This is a genomic window from Petrocella sp., assembly GCF_059865615.1.
Map to the genome: position 1 here is coordinate 15,918 of NZ_JCBCDA010000068.1, position 19,013 is coordinate 34,930.

At 35.7% G+C, this 19,013-nt stretch carries 18 protein-coding genes and 1 other annotated feature; of the genes, 15 read left to right on the forward strand and 3 right to left on the reverse strand.

Annotation, left to right across the window (positions count from 1 at the left end):
• Nucleotides 1-112 precede the first annotated feature (112 nt).
• The 8 genes from recJ to aspS all read left to right on the forward strand — a co-directional run bounded on the left by recJ (nt 113) and on the right by aspS (nt 12,823).
• The gene (gene recJ, locus AC6F8J_RS07680) at nt 113-2,161 is read left to right on the forward strand and encodes a single-stranded-DNA-specific exonuclease RecJ (protein WP_500722247.1); all 2,049 of its coding nucleotides are present in this window, start codon (nt 113-115) and stop codon (nt 2,159-2,161) included.
• A 183-nt stretch (nt 2,162-2,344) separates the two neighbouring features.
• Entirely contained in the window at nt 2,345-2,857 is a 513-nt protein-coding gene (locus AC6F8J_RS07685) for an adenine phosphoribosyltransferase (RefSeq protein ID WP_275842579.1), read from the forward strand.
• A gap of 343 nt (nt 2,858-3,200) precedes the next feature.
• Nucleotides 3,201-5,420: a RelA/SpoT family protein gene (locus AC6F8J_RS07690; RefSeq protein WP_500722333.1), complete on the forward strand. Its 2,220-nt coding sequence runs from the start codon at nt 3,201-3,203 to the stop codon at nt 5,418-5,420.
• A gap of 150 nt (nt 5,421-5,570) precedes the next feature.
• Entirely contained in the window at nt 5,571-6,200 is a 630-nt protein-coding gene (locus AC6F8J_RS07695; protein ID WP_500722249.1) for an MBL fold metallo-hydrolase, read from the forward strand.
• Between the two features lie 18 nt (nt 6,201-6,218).
• Complete coding sequence (gene hemZ / locus AC6F8J_RS07700; RefSeq protein WP_500722251.1) at nt 6,219-7,649, forward strand: coproporphyrinogen dehydrogenase HemZ; 1,431 nt, start codon at nt 6,219-6,221, stop codon at nt 7,647-7,649.
• 399 nt (nt 7,650-8,048) lie between these two features.
• Nucleotides 8,049-9,347: a glutamate-5-semialdehyde dehydrogenase gene (locus AC6F8J_RS07705; RefSeq protein WP_500722253.1), complete on the forward strand. Its 1,299-nt coding sequence runs from the start codon at nt 8,049-8,051 to the stop codon at nt 9,345-9,347.
• Nucleotides 9,348-9,448: 101 nt separating this feature from the next.
• Nucleotides 9,449-9,668 (forward strand) — a binding site (T-box leader).
• 87 nt (nt 9,669-9,755) lie between these two features.
• A complete protein-coding gene (gene hisS, locus AC6F8J_RS07710; protein ID WP_500722255.1) occupies nt 9,756-11,012 on the forward strand; it encodes a histidine--tRNA ligase in 1,257 nt (418 codons plus the stop codon).
• A gap of 11 nt (nt 11,013-11,023) precedes the next feature.
• On the forward strand, nt 11,024-12,823 hold the full coding sequence (gene aspS, locus AC6F8J_RS07715) for an aspartate--tRNA ligase (protein ID WP_500722257.1): 1,800 nt from the start codon (nt 11,024-11,026) through the stop codon (nt 12,821-12,823).
• Nucleotides 12,824-12,920: 97 nt separating this feature from the next.
• Here the strand turns inward: aspS and AC6F8J_RS07720 are convergent, their stop codons facing one another.
• On the reverse strand, nt 12,921-13,121 hold the full coding sequence (locus AC6F8J_RS07720; RefSeq protein ID WP_500722259.1) for a cold shock domain-containing protein: 201 nt from the start codon (nt 13,119-13,121) through the stop codon (nt 12,921-12,923).
• A 563-nt stretch (nt 13,122-13,684) separates the two neighbouring features.
• Between AC6F8J_RS07720 and AC6F8J_RS07725 the strand changes: the two genes are divergently transcribed.
• Nucleotides 13,685-14,251 carry a hypothetical protein gene (locus AC6F8J_RS07725; protein ID WP_500722261.1) on the forward strand — a complete coding sequence of 189 codons (567 nt, stop codon included), beginning with the start codon at nt 13,685-13,687 and terminating at the stop codon, nt 14,249-14,251.
• 97 nt (nt 14,252-14,348) lie between these two features.
• Here AC6F8J_RS07725 and AC6F8J_RS07730 read toward each other — a convergent pair whose 3' ends face one another.
• Nucleotides 14,349-15,167, reverse strand: coding sequence for a mechanosensitive ion channel domain-containing protein (locus AC6F8J_RS07730; protein WP_500722263.1), 819 nt, complete (start codon nt 15,165-15,167; stop codon nt 14,349-14,351).
• 223 nt (nt 15,168-15,390) lie between these two features.
• Here AC6F8J_RS07730 and AC6F8J_RS07735 point away from each other — a divergent pair, with 223 nt between their 5' ends.
• The 4 genes from AC6F8J_RS07735 to AC6F8J_RS07750 are packed head-to-tail and all read left to right on the forward strand — an operon-like array spanning nt 15,391 to nt 17,387.
• The gene (locus AC6F8J_RS07735) at nt 15,391-15,984 is read left to right on the forward strand and encodes a hypothetical protein (RefSeq protein WP_500722265.1); all 594 of its coding nucleotides are present in this window, start codon (nt 15,391-15,393) and stop codon (nt 15,982-15,984) included.
• Nucleotides 15,985-16,017: 33 nt separating this feature from the next.
• Nucleotides 16,018-16,215 carry a hypothetical protein gene (locus AC6F8J_RS07740; protein WP_500722267.1) on the forward strand — a complete coding sequence of 66 codons (198 nt, stop codon included), beginning with the start codon at nt 16,018-16,020 and terminating at the stop codon, nt 16,213-16,215.
• A gap of 3 nt (nt 16,216-16,218) precedes the next feature.
• On the forward strand, nt 16,219-16,869 hold the full coding sequence (locus AC6F8J_RS07745) for an isochorismatase family protein (RefSeq protein ID WP_500722269.1): 651 nt from the start codon (nt 16,219-16,221) through the stop codon (nt 16,867-16,869).
• Between the two features lie 17 nt (nt 16,870-16,886).
• On the forward strand, nt 16,887-17,387 hold the full coding sequence (locus AC6F8J_RS07750; RefSeq protein ID WP_500722271.1) for a GNAT family N-acetyltransferase: 501 nt from the start codon (nt 16,887-16,889) through the stop codon (nt 17,385-17,387).
• A gap of 31 nt (nt 17,388-17,418) precedes the next feature.
• Here the strand turns inward: AC6F8J_RS07750 and AC6F8J_RS07755 are convergent, their stop codons facing one another.
• Nucleotides 17,419-17,592, reverse strand: coding sequence for a DUF4250 family protein (locus AC6F8J_RS07755; protein ID WP_500722273.1), 174 nt, complete (start codon nt 17,590-17,592; stop codon nt 17,419-17,421).
• Between the two features lie 131 nt (nt 17,593-17,723).
• On the opposite strand from AC6F8J_RS07755, the gene AC6F8J_RS07760 reads away from it, so the two are divergent.
• Nucleotides 17,724-18,104 (forward strand): CoA-binding protein, encoded by a 381-nt coding sequence (locus tag AC6F8J_RS07760; protein ID WP_500722276.1) that lies wholly within the window; start codon nt 17,724-17,726, stop codon nt 18,102-18,104.
• Nucleotides 18,105-18,131: 27 nt separating this feature from the next.
• Nucleotides 18,132-18,866, forward strand: coding sequence for a peptidylprolyl isomerase (locus AC6F8J_RS07765; protein WP_500722278.1), 735 nt, complete (start codon nt 18,132-18,134; stop codon nt 18,864-18,866).
• The last annotated feature ends 147 nt before the right edge of the window (nt 18,867-19,013 follow it).

Genomic DNA, 19,013 nt, shown 5'->3' on the forward strand with positions numbered 1-19,013 from the left:
GGGGAACATGTTTTGCCTTGTTCTTATTAATGAATGGATTAAAGCAGATGCTGTTGATTCATAGCAAAATAGTGTATAATATTTTCTTGAAGAGTCTTGTGGAGGTGTCATATTGAAAAAAAAAATATGGAAAATTAGAGAAAGTGATGATGAAAAGGTAATTAAGATCATGTCTGAGACGGCCCTATCTCCTATCATTGCCCGTCTATTAATAAATAGAGGTGTAGACTCTAAAGAAGCGGTATATCAGTATTATAATGCGACAACAGAGAGTTTTCATGATCCTTTTATGTTAACCGATATGTCAAATGCGGTTGAAAGAATTCTAAGAAGCAGGGATAATGCTGAAAAAATAATGGTTTATGGTGATTATGATGTAGATGGTGTGACCAGCACATCTATTCTATACATGTTCTTGGAGGAACTTGGATGTTTGGTGGAATATTATATTCCTGATCGACATGAAGAAGGTTATGGAATTAATAAAGAAGCTCTATCTGAGATTAAAGAAAGAGGCTTTGAGTTACTAATTTCAGTGGACACAGGTATAACGGCGGTCAAGGAAGTGGCATATAGTAATGAGATTGGATTAGATGTGATTATAACAGATCATCACGAATGCCAAGAAGTGCTTCCGAGTGCGCTAGCTGTAATCAATCCCAAAAGAGAGAAGGATAAATACCCCTTTAAAATGTTGGCTGGTGTAGGTGTCACCTTTAAGTTGATACAAGCACTGGCAAGAACAACGGGTATGGAAAATAAGATATGGAAATATCTTGATTTGGTAGCGGTAGGTACCGTTGCAGATATTGTGCCTATTTATGGTGAAAATAGGACCATAACGAAGTTGGCTTTTAAGTCTATGCCTACGACATGGAACAAAGGACTCGGAGCCTTGATGAAAGTCTCAGATTTGGAAGGAAAAAAAATGACAGCAGGGCGTATTGGTTATGGTATAGGCCCAAGGCTTAATGCAGCCGGTAGAATTAAGCATGCAAAAGAAGCGGTAGAACTGTTTATTCTTAATGATACAAAACAATGTTTGAAAATAGCTGAAGCCCTAGATCAAGACAATAAAAACAGGCAAGACTTGGAAAAGAATATTTTTGAAGAAGCAGTAGTCCTTATAGAAACAAGTTCGAATCATTTAGATAAGAAAGTTATTGTCGTTGCATCGAAAAACTGGCATCATGGTGTCATCGGCATCGTTGCTTCTAAGTTGGTAGAAAAGTATTACAGACCCATCATCATCTTATCTATTAGAGATGGGGGTGCATCCGGGTCCGCTAGAAGCGTGGAAGGCTTTAATATATATATGGCTTTAAAAGCCAATGCCCATTTATTTAATAAATTTGGCGGACATGAGATGGCAGCAGGTATGTCTTTGGAAGAAACCAATATAGAAGCCTTAGAAAAGGGATTAAACGCTTATGCCACCAAACATATGGAAAAGGATGTATTAATACCTAAACTAAAGGTGGATATGGTTATGAAGATGGAAGATATCAATCTTGAGTTGATAGACGAAATTCAAAAAATGGAGCCTTTTGGGATAGGTAACCCTGAACCTACATTTATATGTAAAGGACCTGTCAATCATATTAAAAGGATAGGTAAAGACCTGAATCATCTTTCTCTGGAAATGGGAATTGATTCGAAGATTAAAGGCGTTGGATTTTCTTTAGGTGAAGTAACAGAATGGTTGGATGATGGACAGCTTGCCGAATGTGTCTATAGTTTGGAAATCAATGAATGGCATCAACGAAAATCGCCTCAAATGATGGTGAAAGACATTAGGCATATTGAAGATACCCTTAAGGAAATAGAAAAGCAAATCACGAAGCATAAAAGCATTGACTATATAAAGGACTATGTAGTAGAGGATAAAAATCGCCTTAATCGAGATATGTTGACGGATTTTTATAGATTTTTGATGCAAAAAGATAGTGCCCTTAATCATCAGATCTATTTCACTAAAATCTTGGCTTACTTTGACTTAAAACGACCTCAACTCCTTAGTAAATACTTAATGATGTTGGAAATTTTCAAAGAACTTGGACTGATTCAATATCAGATAAATGGTTTATCCATGACTTTCAGTCTGAATAAGGGAAAAAAAGTTGATTTACATGATTCAAAGCTGTATAATAAATTCTTGTGATAGTATATGTATAATAACTCAACTTTCTCAGATGTTTTTCAAGCTCTTGGTTAGCAAGTTAGCCGAAAATCACTAAGAAATCCTTCAAGTGGGAAAGCCGAGTTGATACCCTATAAGCTATCCTTAAGATATTCTAAAAGGGGTATAGTATTAAAATCTGCGTAGCATTAAAGGAGAGATATTATGGATTTGAAATCACTGATTAGAGATGTTTATGATTTTCCTAAAGAAGGTATCGTATTTAAAGATATAACGACAGTGTTACAAGATCCAGCGGGATTAAGATTTGCGGTTGATGAATTTGAGAAGGCATTAAAAGATGTGGATTTTGACTTGGTTGTCGGTCCTGAATCCAGAGGCTTTATTTTTGGTGTACCTTTAGCGTATAATATGAACAAAGGGTTTATACCGGTTAGAAAAGAAGGTAAATTGCCTTATAAAACCAAATCAAAAGAATATGATTTAGAGTATGGTAGTGCGATTGTCGAAATCCATATGGATGCCATTAAACCGGGAGATAAAGTGGTTGTTGTTGATGATTTGTTAGCAACCGGTGGCACATCTAAAGCAATGGTAGAGCTTATTGAAGAAATGGGCGGTATTGTTGTAAAAATGGTCTATTTGATTGAGTTATCATTTCTAAAGGGTAGAGAAGTTCTTGAAGGTCAAGATGTTGAAGCAATTATAAAATACTAATTAATTATGTAGTGAAGGCTGTCAGACGATAAGATTGTTCTTATCAATAGACAGTCTTTTAATTCCTTGCAATTTCCTTAAAATATCTTTATAATAGAAATAATTCTGGTTAAAGAGTCAAAACTAAGTACCTCTATATTAACACACGATATATAGATTACTTTGATACATTCAGAACTATATATTGTATGTGAAAGTTGAATAATATGGTTTTGACGCCTTAACCAATTCTTATTGTAGAAACAAGTCATTTACATTATAATTCCTTAAAAACCCAAGTATAGGGTGGCTTCGAAATCGAGGATAAGGTAAACTTAATACTGAAAAAGTGGTGATAGAATTTATGCCGGAACAATTGTATATTGATCTTATTAATCAAATGAAAAAATACCATCCGTCTGATGATTTCTCAATGATTGAGAAAGCCTATCAGCTAGCAAAGAATGCCCATGTAGAACAAGTACGAAAATCGGGAGAACCTTATATTATACATCCGTTGTCCGTGGCTAAAATACTTGCAGAGCTAGAGTTGGATAAGGAATCTATTGTTGCGGGTATTCTTCATGATGTGGTTGAAGACACTTCTTATACAACTGCGGAAATAGCACTAGAATTCAATGATGAAATAGCATTGCTTGTTGATGGTGTCACCAAGTTGACACAGATTTCATATACAACAGATAAAGAAGAGATACAGGCAGAAAACTACAGAAAAATGTTTCTGGCTATGGCCAAAGATATTCGTGTTATTTTGATTAAATTAGCAGATCGCCTTCATAACATGCGAACCTTAAAATTCATGACTCCGGAAAAACAAAAAGAAAAAGCACGTGAAACATTGAACATCTATGCGCCTTTAGCCCATCGTTTGGGGATTTCTAAGATTAAGGTTGAGTTGGAAGATCTTTGTTTAAGGTACTTAGAAGAAGAAGCATACTATAAGTTGGTAGAGAGTATAGCTCAAAGAAGAGATGAACGAACAGATAACGTGGAAAAAATAGTTGCAAAGTTAAAGGAAGAATTGGATGCGGTTGGGATTGAAGCTACAGTGGAAGGCCGTCCTAAACATTTCTTCAGTATATATAAAAAGATGGTTAATCAAAATAAGGATTTGGATCAGATCTATGACTTATATGCTGTACGTGCTGTGGTTAAGACCGTAAAGGACTGCTATGGTGTATTAGGCATTATTCATGAGTTATATAAACCAATTCCTGGTAGATTTAAGGATTATATTGCCATGCCAAAGCCGAACATGTATCAGTCTTTACATACCTCTCTTCTTGGACCGGAAGGTTATCCGTTTGAAATACAAATAAGAACGATAGACATGCATAGAACAGCTGAGTATGGTATTGCTGCCCATTGGAAGTATAAAGAAGGCAAATTATCCGCCCAAGAATCCACAGAGCGTAATGCAGAACAAAAATTAAATTGGCTTAAACAAATACTCGAATGGCAAAGGGATATGTCGGATAACAAGGAATTCATGGATGCCTTGAAGTCGGATTTAGATGTTTATCAAGAACAAGTTTATGCATTTACACCAACAGGTGATATTGTCAACCTTCCGGCTGGTTCTACACCGATAGATTTTGCCTATCACATTCATAGCGCTGTTGGTAACAAAATGGTTGGCGCAAGAGTGAACGGAAAGATTGTCACATTTGATTATGTCGTTAAAACAGGTGACCGTATAGAAATTATAACCTCACAAAACTCAAGAGGACCTAGTCGAGATTGGCTTAAGATTGTAAAAAGTTCTCAAGCAAGAAGTAAGATTAATCAATGGTACAAAAAAGAGTTCAAAGATGAAAATATATCAAAAGGCAAAGAACTGATTGAAAAATACGCTAAACAAAAGGGATTTAATCTATCATTGCTTTTAAAGCCTGAATGGATGAAGTTGGTTCAATCAAAGTATGGTTTTAAAGACTGGTCAGCAGTTTGTGCTGCAGTCGGCCATGGTGGTTTGAAAGAGGGACAGATTGTTAATCGGTTACATGAAGAATATCGAAAAACCATTAAGGACGAGATTAAAGATGAAGATATATTAAAAGAAATTGTAGATCACCCCACTAAAAACCAAGTCAAAAAATCAAAAAGTGGTATTGTAGTCAAAGGCATTGAAGATCTTGCAGTTAGATTTTCGAAATGTTGTAGTCCGGTACCGGGAGATGAGATTGTAGGCTTTATTACACGAGGCCGTGGTGTATCAATACACAGAACAGACTGTGATAATATGATTCACTTAAATGAGATTGAAAGACACAGGATGATAGATGCTGAATGGGGTGGGAATGTCAAGAATTCCGGTGACATGGTGTACCGCGCTGATATTCAGATTTACGGATCGGATCGAGGTGGGCTATTATTTGATGTATCTAAGGTTCTTACAGAAGAGGATATCAAGGTGAAAGCACTTAATGCTAGGTCTATTAATAAAGAACGATCAGTATTTAATCTGAGTCTTGAGATTAAAGGCGTCGATCAGCTTAATAAACTAATTAAAAAATTACAGATGCTTCAAGGTGTAGATGATATTGTCCGAACCAATAATTAAATAAAGTGTCCCCAAAATGTATAGACTTGATGATGTGAGTTTCCATTTTTGATTTGTAAAAGACATATCACTCATGTATAATGAGTGTGTATAAACAAATTATAACTGTAACATGAATAGATATTGATAGAAATAGCAGGTGATGAAAATATGCGAATAAAAAGAATGGTATTAGGCCATATGAACAATAACACATATATCATTATTGGAAACGACAATAAAACGGCCCTAATTGTAGATCCTTCATATGAACCGGAGCGAATAATTGAATATATAACTGGCTTGGGTCTGGAACTCAAGGCAATGCTAATCACGCATGGTCATTTTGATCATATAGGTGCCGTCGACAAAATCAAAAATCACTATAATATACCGGTCATTACCCATATAGAAGAAGCTAAAATCATGGAAGATAGCATCAAAAATCTATCGACTTATTTTCTTGCTCGTGAAGTGACAGCTAATGCTGACACCTATATTGAAGACGGTAATCAATTGGAGTATGGTGATGACTTGGTATTTAGAGTCATCACCGTGCCGGGACATTCAGTAAAAGGTGTTTGTTTTTATAATCAAGAAGAGAATGTTGTTTTTACTGGAGATACACTACTTGCAGGTTCTATTGGCCGGACGGATTATTATAATGGTAATCAGAATGATTTGGTAGAAGCAATTAATAATAGGTTGATGTTTTTACCCCTTGAAACCAAGGTATACCCAGGACATGGAAACAATACAACCATAAGAAACGAGAAAAAAAATAACCCATTTTTGCAATAATGCAACTTGAGGACAGTTATGAATATTCGAATGCATCATACCCTGTATAGTAGGGAAATATTAAGCTATTTGAAAGTGTTTTATCCCTTGGAGAAGATTGAAGTCAACAACAACAAACAACCTTTATATGAGATAACCATAGGGTCATCTTTTATAGAGGTTATTTATTGTGGAGATGATTATGAGGATGTAAGACGGTATTGTAATCTTGAAAACAATGTACGTTATAATGACAGGCATATCTCTTATATAGCCAAAGCAACAGTCATCCTAAAAGGGATGCTCTATGATTTATGCAGTAAAGTGACCGGCATTGTACCCACTTGGGGGGTGCTGACAGGTATAAGACCTTCCAAATTAGCCTACAAACTTTGTGAAAGTTATGGACAAAAAGAAGCAGCATATATATTAGAACAGTACTACAAGGTTAATTCAGATAAAGTGAAGCTATTGTTCAAAGTGGTTGAAGTTCAAAAGCAATATTTTAAGCATCAACGTGTTCAACATAGCGTTTATATTGGCATACCCTTTTGCCCCACACGATGTAGTTATTGTTCTTTTACATCCCAGGAAATCAAGTCTCAAGAGACGGCATATAAAAGGTATGTGGATGTCTTAATTCGAGAGATGGTTGCAAAGAAAGATGCTTTTAAACATTTACGTTCCATTTATATTGGCGGTGGCACACCAACCAGTCTGACGGAAGATGATTTTAATAGATTACTGTGTAAAACAAGAGAACTATTAGGTAATCAAAAAGTTGAATTCACTGTAGAAGCAGGACGTGCGGATACGATAACAGAAAATAAGCTTATTAGTATGCAACGTTATGGCGTGAATCGAATATCCATTAATCCTCAGACAATGCAAGACAAGACTTTGGTTAAGATCGGTCGAGGGCACAATGTACAGACATTTATTGACTGTGTGCATATGGCGAGGCGGTTGGGATTTGATCATATTAACATGGATATAATATTAGGTTTACCAGAAGAAAAAGTCTCAGATGTTGAAGATACAATACGTAAAATTATTAGCCTAGAACCGGAAAGTATAACAATACATACCATGGCCCTTAAAAGAGGCACAAGACTTCTTGAAGACGAAAAGATGTATAGAATATTAATGAAGGATCAGATTGATGGCATGCTAAAAATCAGTCAAAAAATTATGGAAGAAGCAGGCTATGGAGCATACTATTTATATAGACAGAAAAACATGATTGGTAATTATGAAAATATTGGTTATTGTAAAGAAGGCTATGGGTGTATCTATAATATTCACACAATGGAGGAAAAAGAGTCTATTGTTGCTTTTGGTGCAGGGGCCATATCAAAAAAGGTGACTAAGGATAGATTGATAAGAAAAGACCATCCCAAGGATGTCAAAACGTATCTTGATAACATTGATGATATTATAGGCGCCAATAAAGCATTCTGGGAAAAATAATAAGTAGAATAACATCTTCTTTTCATATGCGCATAGCACGCGTAAAAAGAGAAGGCCATCCTTTAGGATGACCTTCTCTACACTTTAGAAGAATAAAATGTGTTAATTAACAGAGCGAATCAGACTCTGTGTTTATGGAGGTTAAAAAATGTAGTTAAGTACTTAATGTTGTCAAGGCATTAAGTTTAATAAATAGTTGACTATAAATGATAACTAATCTCATAAATATAATATCACGAATGAGAATCAATGTCAATACTATTTTTAATATTTTTTCTTTTTCTTTTCTTTAGGATGAAGGATTGCTATAATTAAGGAATATTATTTGATATCAGAAACAGGGTATGATACAATGATGCATATTTTCAATTCATAAAGCAGTAAAGTCGAGGTGATATTATGAGTATTTTAAATGCAGCAAAAGAAGCGAAAGCAGCTTCCGTTTTAATGGCTACGGCTGATGAAACTATAAAAAACAATGCACTTTTGGCAATTGCCGAAGCCTTAGAAGCCAATAAATATGCCATCATGGAAGCCAATGAAGCAGATTTGAAACGATCAGAGGAAGAGAATCTATCAAAACCTTTACTAAAACGTCTAAAATTTGATGAAAATAAAATTAATGACGTGATTGAAGGTCTGAAAAGTTTAATAAGCCTTAAGGAACCGGTTGGTGTGACACATTTTGCAAGAGAACTAGACCGGGGTTTAGATTTGTACCAAGTCAGTTGTCCAATTGGTGTCATTGGTGTTATATTTGAATCCAGACCGGATGCCTTTGTGCAAATATCAGCTCTATGTCTTAAAAGTGGCAACGCAGTGTTACTTAAAGGTGGATCTGAAGCAGCTTTAACCAATAAGGTACTATCAAACATCATAAAAAAAGTCACAACCTCAGTAGGCTTACCAAAAGGTTGGATAGGGTTATTAGAATCTCGTGAAGAAGTTACATCCATGTTAAAGTTGGATGAAGAAATCGATCTTATTATACCAAGAGGATCCAATGAATTTGTCCGTTATATTATGGACAACTCCAGAATACCCGTACTTGGTCATGCAGACGGAATATGTCATACCTATGTAGATCAATATGCGGATCTTGATATGGCCGTTGATGTTGTTCTTGATGCCAAAACACAGTACGTTGCTGTTTGTAACGCTACAGAGACCTTATTGGTCCATGAGAAAGTTGCAGCATCTTTGTTGCCAAGATTGGACCTTGAATTCAAGCAAAAAAAAGTAATTGTCAACGGTTGTAATCGAACAAGTTTATATATGGATGCCAAACCGACTACAGAATCCACGTGGAAAAATGAGTACTTGGATTACGAGATATCAGTCAAAGTAGTTGATGATTTAGATGAAGCGATTAGACATATAAATCGATATGGGTCAGGTCATACGGATGCAATAATTACTTCAAATCAAGAAGTGGCACTTAAATTTATGGATCATGTAGATACAGGAAATGCTTTTTGGAACTGTTCGACAAGATTCAGTGATGGCTTTCGCTATGGCTTTGGAGCAGAGGTTGGTGTTAGTACCAATAAAATTCATGCCAGAGGGCCGGTTGGCTTAGAAGGCCTACTCATCTATAAGTATAAAGTCATTGGTCATGGACATAAGGCCGGAGACTATGCCAGTGGCATCAAGTCATTTACCCATAAGCCCCTTGATAAAACATTTAAAACTCAGTAAAATTCAGACCTAAATCAAGAACTGAGACCAACCCCATTATAGGAAAGAATAAAAAAAACTTGACAAAAACAAGTCTACTCATTAGAATAAAGTAAATCATAAACAAATCGTTGATAAGGAAAAGTAGAATAAAGTCCCTCAGTATAAGGGAGAAAAGCCGAGACTGAAAGCTTTTTACTGATACCTATTTGAAAGACACCTTTGAGTGGTTGAGCGAAAACTATGCTAGTAGCTTAATCCGGCCGGTCATCGTTATAAGACCATTGAGTGGAGAGCAATCTCTATTAGGGTGGTACCGCGGGTTAATAACTCGTCCCTGACAACATATGTCAGAGACGGGTTTTTTATATTATCGAAATGTGTACTGGATAAAAACAGTACATAAGAAAGCAGAATTGGAGGATTCAAATGATTACTCAAATGCCAAGAGGCACCAAAGACTGGTTCGGAGAAGAAATGGTGATTCGTACCCGTTTGGAAGAAATAATACGTGAAATCTGTGTACAGTTCAATATCAAAGAAATCTCAACGCCGGTCTTTGAACATACCGATTTATTTTTAAGAGGTGTGGGTGAAACGACAGACGTTGTCCAAAAAGAAATGTATACCTTTATGGACAAAGGTGATAGAAGTATAACTTTAAAACCAGAAGGAACTGCCGGAGTGGTTCGAAGTTTTCTGGAACAAAAAATGTTCAATGAAGTTCAGCCAACCAAACTATTCTACATTACGCCTGCCTTTCGATATGAGAAACCACAGGCCGGAAGGCTCAGGCAGCATCACCAGTTTGGAGTAGAAGTATTTGGAGCGCCGGGACCATTGGCTGAGATTGAAGTCATTACGGTTCTTAGGACTTTATTTAATCGTATAGGCATTCAAAAAGCGAAGCTACACATCAATAGTATTGGTTGTGGGACTTGTCGATTAGACTATAATAAAGCCCTTATGGCATATTTGAATCAACATAAAGAAGGTCTTTGTGGTACATGTAAAGAACGTATGGAAAAAAATCCTTTAAGAATCATTGATTGTAAAGTAGCAGGCTGTAAAAAAATTGTCAAAGAGGCACCAAGAACCATTGATTATCTGGATGAAGATTGTAAGGTGCATTTTGATACTTTAAAAAAATGGTTGGATGCCCTTGATGTTTCTTATGAAGTGGATACAGATATTGTAAGAGGACTAGATTATTACACCAAAACCGTATTTGAATTTATTGATCAGGATGGTATGACCATTTGTGGTGGTGGAAGATATGATAAGTTGGTTCAAGAAATAGATGGAAAGATTGATATGCCGGCAGTGGGTTTTGGTATAGGTATAGAACGTTTATTACTTGCCATGAAAAAAGAGGATATAACACTGGCAACAGCTTTGAATATTGATTTGTATGTTGGCATTTTGGGAGAAAAAGTGACAGCAAAAGCCTATGAGATTGTAACGCGTCTTCGACTTTCAGGTTTAGTTGTTGAAACAGATTATCTTGGTAAAAGTGTTAAAGCTCAAATGAAATATGCTAATAAAATAGGAGCACTTAAGACCATAATCATTGGAGAAAATGAGCTTAAAACGAACCAAGTACAAGTAAAAGATATGGAAACAGGTGAAACAACAGAAATAAAACTAAGTGAAATATTAACCTGCTTTATAGGCAAAGAAGCATAGGAGGCATTAAAATGAGTTTTAGCGAATCGATGACGGGTATGAAACGTACTCATATGTGTACGGCATTAACAGAAGAGCATATTGATGAATATGTAACCATTATGGGGTGGGTTCAAAAAAGACGTGACCTAGGTGGAGTCATATTCTTGGACGTAAGAGATAGAACTGGTTTGCTACAAGTTGTCGTGGATATCAGTTCTATTGGTGATGAAGGCTTTAAGAAATCCGAGAAAATTCGTTCGGAATTTGTAATCGCTGTAAAAGGCTTGGTAGAAAAACGAACAGAAGAGACCATTAATACCAATCTTAGGACAGGTACTATTGAAGTGCGGGCAATGGAACTTCGAATCTTATCTGACGCTGAGACACCTCCTTTTCAAATTGAGGATAACAGCAGTGTAAGAGAAGACTTGAGACTGAAGTACAGATATCTGGACCTAAGAAGACCGGATCTTCAGAAAAAATTAATGCTAAGAAGTAAATTGACAGAAGTGGTTAGAAGTTTTATGAGTGAAGAAGGTTTTGTTGACCTTGAAACACCAATGCTTACAAAATCAACACCGGAAGGTGCAAGAGACTACCTTGTACCTAGCCGTGTGAATCCAGGTAATTTTTATGCATTACCTCAGTCACCTCAGATTTTTAAGCAATTATTGATGTTATCTGGTTTTGACAAATACTATCAGATTGTTAAATGTTTTAGAGACGAAGACCTTCGTGCAGATCGTCAACCTGAGTTCACACAGATTGATATTGAGATGTCCTTTGTTGATGAAAATGATGTTATGAATATGAATGAAAGATTGTTAGCAAAGATGTTTAAAGAAGTCATAGATGTGGATATTGCTTTACCGATTAAAAGACTGACTTATCAAGAAGCTATGGACCGCTTTGGTTCCGATAAACCGGACTTAAGATTCGGCATGGAACTCGTAAATGTCTCTGATATTGTTAAAAACTCTGATTTCAAAGTCTTTAGTGGCGCAGTATCAAGTGGTGGCAGTGTTCGTGGTATCAATGCAAAAACTTGTGGAGATATGCCAAGACGACAAATCGATGCATTAGGTGAAGCGGCCGTTAGTTATGGAGCGAAAGGCATGGCTTGGATAGCCATTACCGAAGAGGGTGCTTATAAGTCAGCTATTACCAAGTTTCTGTCAGAAGAAACGGTTGAAGCCATGGTTACAGCATTGGATGGCCAACCGGGAGATTTACTCTTGTTCTGTGCAGACAAAAATGATGTGGTCTATAATACACTTGGGAATCTAAGGTTGGATATCGCTAAGCGTTTAGACTTGCTTAAAAAGGATGTATTTGATTTTGTTTGGGTAACAGATTTTCCATTAGTGGAATGGAATTCTGAACAAAAACGCTATACAGCTATGCACCATATGTTTACAATGCCAAAAGAAGAAGATATGGAGCTGATGACGACAGATATTGCAAAAGTACGATCAAGAGCTTATGATATTTGCTTAAATGGTAATGAGATTGGTGGTGGATCACTTAGAATTCATCAAAGAGAAGTTCAAGAACGTGTTTTTGAAGCCCTTGGATTCTCAGAAGAAGATGCCTATGATCGCTTTGGATTCCTTTTAGATGCCTTTAGATTTGGCGTGCCACCTCATGGAGGCCTGGCCTATGGACTTGATAGAATTGCCATGTTAATGACGGGTTCTGATAGTATTAGAGATGTCATTGCTTTCCCAAAAGTGAAAGACGCATCCTGTCCGATGACTTCGGCGCCAGGTGGTGTTGAAGAGAAACAACTTGAAGAACTTGCTATACGAATCGATAAGATTGAACTATAGGTTAAGACCTCTAAATAGTAGCGATCAAATAAAGGACTGTCATAGACAGTCCTTTATTTGATCGCTACTATTTTATGATGTTACAAAAAACAAGTAATTAATTTTTGGTAACATTTGACGCTTGAGGTCCTTTTGCACCGGTTGTAATCTCAAAAGAAACAGCATCGCCTTCTTCAAGCACTTTGAATCCGTCAGATTGTATTGCGGAATAATGACAGAAAACATCTTCGCCATTATCAGTAGAAATGAAACCAAAGCCCTTTTTTGCATCAAACCATTTTACAGTACCGTTTTGCATGTGTTATCCTCCTAGAAAATATTGGTGTTGAACAATAGAACATCTTAGTAAACATTGTTTAATATTTCTCTAGTCCGTAAAACCCATCCACGATACCAAGAATTTATATAATCAAATATCTACGATGTACATCTATCAACTGCAATCTAAGAATATCATAGGATACTGTATTAGTCAATAATATTCAGATGAGGAATTGGTAAAAACGCCATATTTATACTTGAATTAATGATATATTTAGTCGTTTTTATATAGATTTTGAAGATGGGTCAAAGCGTCAAAAGTAAATTCTTCTAAATATATACAACATATGAGTTAAATTAATATACTCATTACAATACATTTTTGACCCTTTAACCAACGATAAAAAAAGATAGTAGAATTGATTATGATAAACGGGTAAGAAACATAAGGCTTGAAAAATCAAAGGATAATTTCAAGTCATTAATTAAAAAAATATTTTAACGATAAAAAAACGTAATTAAATAGACATAGACGGGACTTTATGTTATTCTTTATAAGGATGACAAGACATAATACTATAAGTGATGAGAGGTTAGAATATGAATGCCATAAGACAGATTGAATCGGATGACGAGATTAAAATCTTTTCAGATCCATACAGAATGAAAATAATCAATGCTTATATAAAAGCCAGAAAACCCTTAACAGTTAAAGGCGTAGCAGACATCATGGGAGAAGTACCAGCAAAAGTACATTACCATGTGAAAAAACTGCTATCCATTGATATCCTAGTGCTAGATCATACAGAAGTCATCAATGGCATTACAGCTAAATACTATAAGCTGACTACGGAACAATTCAAAGTTGCTTATCAGAATATTAACAATCATGAGGCCTTATTTGATTCAACGACAAATATGATTCTCAGTGTGGTAGATGAGTTTAAAGAAGACATCATGAAGGGTGCTAAACACCTAAAGCAGACGCATGAAAGAAAAGATGAATCAAGAAATGGATATATAGACAAAGAAGAAATATATTTAAATGAAGAGGAATATTTTGCTTTTGCAGAAGAACTGCGCGCCCTAATTGAACGTTATCAAGTTGAAGGTGAGCAAAAGGCAGTTTACAATATTTTTACTGGCTGGTTCAAAAAATATTGGTAGGCTTCTAGAATATCAGAATTAGATTATAATATAAAACAAGAGGGTTCTATCCTAAGTATTGGATAGAGCCCTCTTATAAGATATGTCAAGTGATCAATTATTGAATTTTGTTAAGATGAACATCCATTTGTGGAAAGGGTATGCTGATATTATTTTCATCAAAAGCCAGTTTCACTTGAGTCATCAAATCATAATGAACAGTCCACATATCGGAAGTATTACACCATGATCGTGTTTGGAAAACCAAAGCACTATCACCATGTTCAGCAAGCTTGATAAAAGGCGCTGGGTCTTCATGGACAAGTGGGTGCTGACTAATAACCGATTCAAGGACTTGAGCAACCAGTTTGATATCGGCATCATATCCGACACCAAAAGCAATATCAACACGTCGAGTTGGCTTTTCAGTATAGTTTATAACACTGGCGTTGGACAGTTGGCCGTTAGGAATGGTGATGACTTTATTATCAATGGTAATTAAAACAGTGTTAAAAACATGGATGGCTTCTACAGTACCTTTATGACCTGAAGTTTCAACGAAGTCACCAATTTTGAAGGGTCTTAGGGTTAGAATCAAAAAGCCACCGGCAAAATTTGACAAAGCACCCTGAAAAGCAAGACCGATAGCCAAACTGGCAGCACCAAGCACAGCAACCAAGGAAGTGGCCTCACCAGCCATATTGATTACACTTACTATAAGGATGATTTTCAAAGAAATCGAGGATAAGGATATAATAAAAGGTTTCAAAGTTGGATCGATTTTACTGTGTTGTAGGACTTTTTTTAAGATTTTCATAATCCAACCAATGGCAATCCAACCGATAACAAGTACAATAATGGCAAAAACAACTTTATTGATAGTATCACCAATCGCACCTTGAAAGTTGAGCTTGATGTTGTTCATAATAGTTTCCATAATAAGAATCTCCTTTACAAAATTATGCCACTTTTATTACTCTAATGTCGGAAGTTTTAAGTGGTTTGTTTTTTCTTCCTAATTAGTTTATCATAAGTCCTTACAAAATGGAAAGAATCCATGAATTTCTTCTAGCACAATGAACGCCTCTGTGATATGATGGTTTTAAAAATATGCTGAGTTTAAGACATAATAAAGGCTCTGGACAAAATTAGGAGGAATTATGAAACCCATTATCAATCGTGAAGAATATAGAAAGTCAGCCAACAATATGTTTGGCAAATTCCCATTTTTACTGTTGCTGTTTACATGGTCGGCGGTTTTTCTATCAAAAGCTATTCGAGAGTTGATTGTAACAGGCACCCTTGTAGAAAATATCCAACAGGAAAAACTAGGAAATACATTTTTTCAAGGTGTTTTAGGTGCTGTTATTATATTCTATATAGCTAGGATGGTATTGGACCAATTCATGAAAAAAGCTTTTGATTTATCAGAAGAAAGCGAAAAAGGATATTATTTACCTTGTATGCGCCATAATAGTTGGTATGATTTTTCAGTTGGCAACCTTATCGTTAAAAAAAATCAGTTTTATTTCCAACCGGATCGACAAATGTCCATGATTCTCTCTTTTAATTATGAGTCAGCCAATGGATTTACAGCAGAATTAAGTAAAAAATGGGAAAGTATCGGACTCTATTTAATAACAAAAGAAAAATATATGTTGGTTATTCGTGACCGAGAAAAAAAGGTAGTAGGAAAATTCATTGTAGCTGATGTGAGTAAATACCTACCAACCATTCAAACGATGCTAAAGTAAACATAGCTTTCTTATCTGTAGGGGATGAAAAAAGTGTTAGAACGAAATGAAGTGAAAAGTTGCATAGGTTGCTTGTATTATTATGTTACATGGGATGTAAGAAATCCAAAAGGCTGTAAATATTTCGGATTCAAATCCAAACAAATGCCATGTTTGGTCGTTTATAAGTCTGCAGGACAGTACTGCAATATGTACGCGAAAAAAGAAGACAATCAGAAAGGTAGGTTATAGCAGATGGAAAATATAAAATCAGCAATAGAGGCTATAAAAGTACAACTGATGGGTGCAGAAACAATAGGGTTAGATGATTTTGATCCCAATAAAACTATTTTGGCGGTAATCGATATGAATAAAGGGTTTGCTCAAGCAGGTGCTCTTTATAGTCCAAGAGTCGGTAGAATGATTCCGGACATAGTGGAACTAAGTGAAAAAGCTTTGTCAAAGGGTATAAAGGTTTATGCTTATACAGACCATCATCCGGAGGATGCTAAAGAGTTTTCAGCATACCCTTCTCACTGTGTAGGCAACACAAAGGAAAGTGAGTTGGTAGATTCACTTGCGGCTTTAGAAGTAAAAGGACTCACCACAATATTTAAAAACAGTACCAACGGTATTCTTGCTCATAATCCGGCTACTATGAATCTTGACATATCTAGTTATTTGGTTGTAGGTTGTGTGACGGATATTTGTGTTTATCAATATGCTGTTACATTAAGAGCTTATTTGAATGAGCATCAATTGGATGGAGAGGTCTATGTTTGCGAATCTCTTGTTCAGACCTTTGATATAGAGGGCTTTCATCATGGTGATCTTATGCATGATATATTCCTAAAAAGCATGATGGACAATGGTATTAAAGTTGTAAAAGAAATAAAAATAAGTTAACAAGAGGTTTAAGAGGAATGGATCGAATTGTTTTTGAAGCAATCACAAAAGAAGATGTAAGGGATGCGTTAATACTATATAATCATTACATTAAAACATCGACCTCCACATTTTCGATTGCGCCTATAGAAGAAGATGAAATGGTACAGATTCTTTTTTCGGGTATGGATCGTTTCCCATCATATAAAATCCTTATTGAAGGTAGATTTGTCGGTTATGTGCTTCTAAACAGATATAAGCCAAGAGAAGCCTATGATCAGACAGCTGAAGTAACCATTTATCTAGACGAAGCTTTTCAGGGTAGAGGCATTGGATATGAGGCATTGAAGTATATTGAGAATTTTGCAAGAAACCATAACTTTAGAGCGCTACTTGGAGTTATATGTACTGAAAACATAGGAAGTATAAGGCTTTTTGAAGGCTTGGGTTATTTTAAATGTGGGCATTTTAAAGAAGTCGGTAAAAAATTCGACCGACTTTTAGATGTGGTTATTTATGAAAAACTCTTGGAATGTTAAAGATATGTATAATAATAGAGGTGCCTAGAAGCTATTTGAACTGGTTAGTTTGAGGATCATAAACATAATTGACCTTAGCAAGGGTTTCTAGAATCTGATGCTTTTGATGATTTTCACTTATACAATAATCATCTAAGGACTTGTGATGGTCACGCAGCTTCATATTTATCATACTGAGTAATATAAATGGGTCTTGTGGTAACATAATAATCTCCTTTGTGATATAATAATGTGACTAAGGCGTCAAAATAATACTAACAATCTAAGAATAACACAAATAATAATGATTATCAAATGGAAAATAGGATTTTTCGAAATGAAAGAGAGTGAATAAAAATGAGTCAACATGAATGGTTAGAATACAAGAATTGGGCGGTCATAGGCGCCAGCGAAAAAAATATAAGCTATGGTAGAAAAATAACAAAAAGGTTATTAGATGAAGGTTATAAAGTAATACCGGTATCAAGAAACTATGACACAGTATTAGGTGAAAAATCATATCAAAAATTGACGGAGTATGAGGGAACAATTGATGTGGTGGATTTTGTAATAAACCCTTCTATTGGGATTAGAATCCTTGATGATGTTATAGAAAAAGGCATTAAGAAGATCTTATTGCAACCTGGATCGGCCAGTGCCGCATTGATTGAAAAAGCCAAAAATCATGATATTGAAGTGTTGCAATCATGTGTATTGGTTCTATTATCAGAGAAATAATAAGGAGATTTAAGAAAGGCGAATTTTATGAACTTAAAACACATACTATCAATAGGCCTTCTAGTTGGGACCATGGTGTTTGTATTGGCAGCATGTCAAAACGAAAATACACTAAAAGATGACCAAGTAGATGAAAACAGTGAAAATATTGAGGACAATGAGCTAAATGAGCTTATGAATTTTGAACAAATGAAGGCACCAGAAAAAGGCGATATACTCGCAACGATGACAACGAATCATGGTGTGATTGAGATGTTACTTTTTCCGAAAGTTGCTCCAAAGGCTGTGGAGAATTTTAAAACCCATGCCGAAAACGGTTATTATGATGGGTTGATTTTTCACAGGGTAATAGATGACTTTATGATACAAGGTGGGGATCCTACAGGTACCGGTAGCGGAGGCGAAAGCATATGGGGTACGCCTTTTGAAGATGAGTTTGGACTTTTGTTCCCTTATAGAGGGGCTTTGTGTATGGCCAATTCAGGACCAGGTACCAACGGCAGCCAGTTTTTTATCGTTCAACTGTCCAATCCAACTGAAGAAGTGGCACTGAGTATGGAACAAGGTGGTTTTCCGGAGGAAATGATAAATGCTTATAAAGAAGTAGGTGGCACACCGTGGTTATATGGTAAGCACACTGTATTTGGTCAGGTGCAAACAGGTATGGAAGTTGTGGATGCCATAGTAAAGGTAGAAGCAGTTAACACAAAACCTATTGAAGATGTGATTATTGAAAAGATTGATATTAGAATAATAGAATAAAGGCCGGCTTAGGCAATGATAGAAAACCGTCTCGTCCATTTTAATGGTGAGACGGTTTTAATCATTCTGTAATATTAATCAATCTTGGAACATATTTATAATGAATGCGTCAAAAAAATAAAGGTACTAAGAGCTTAACCATCCAGA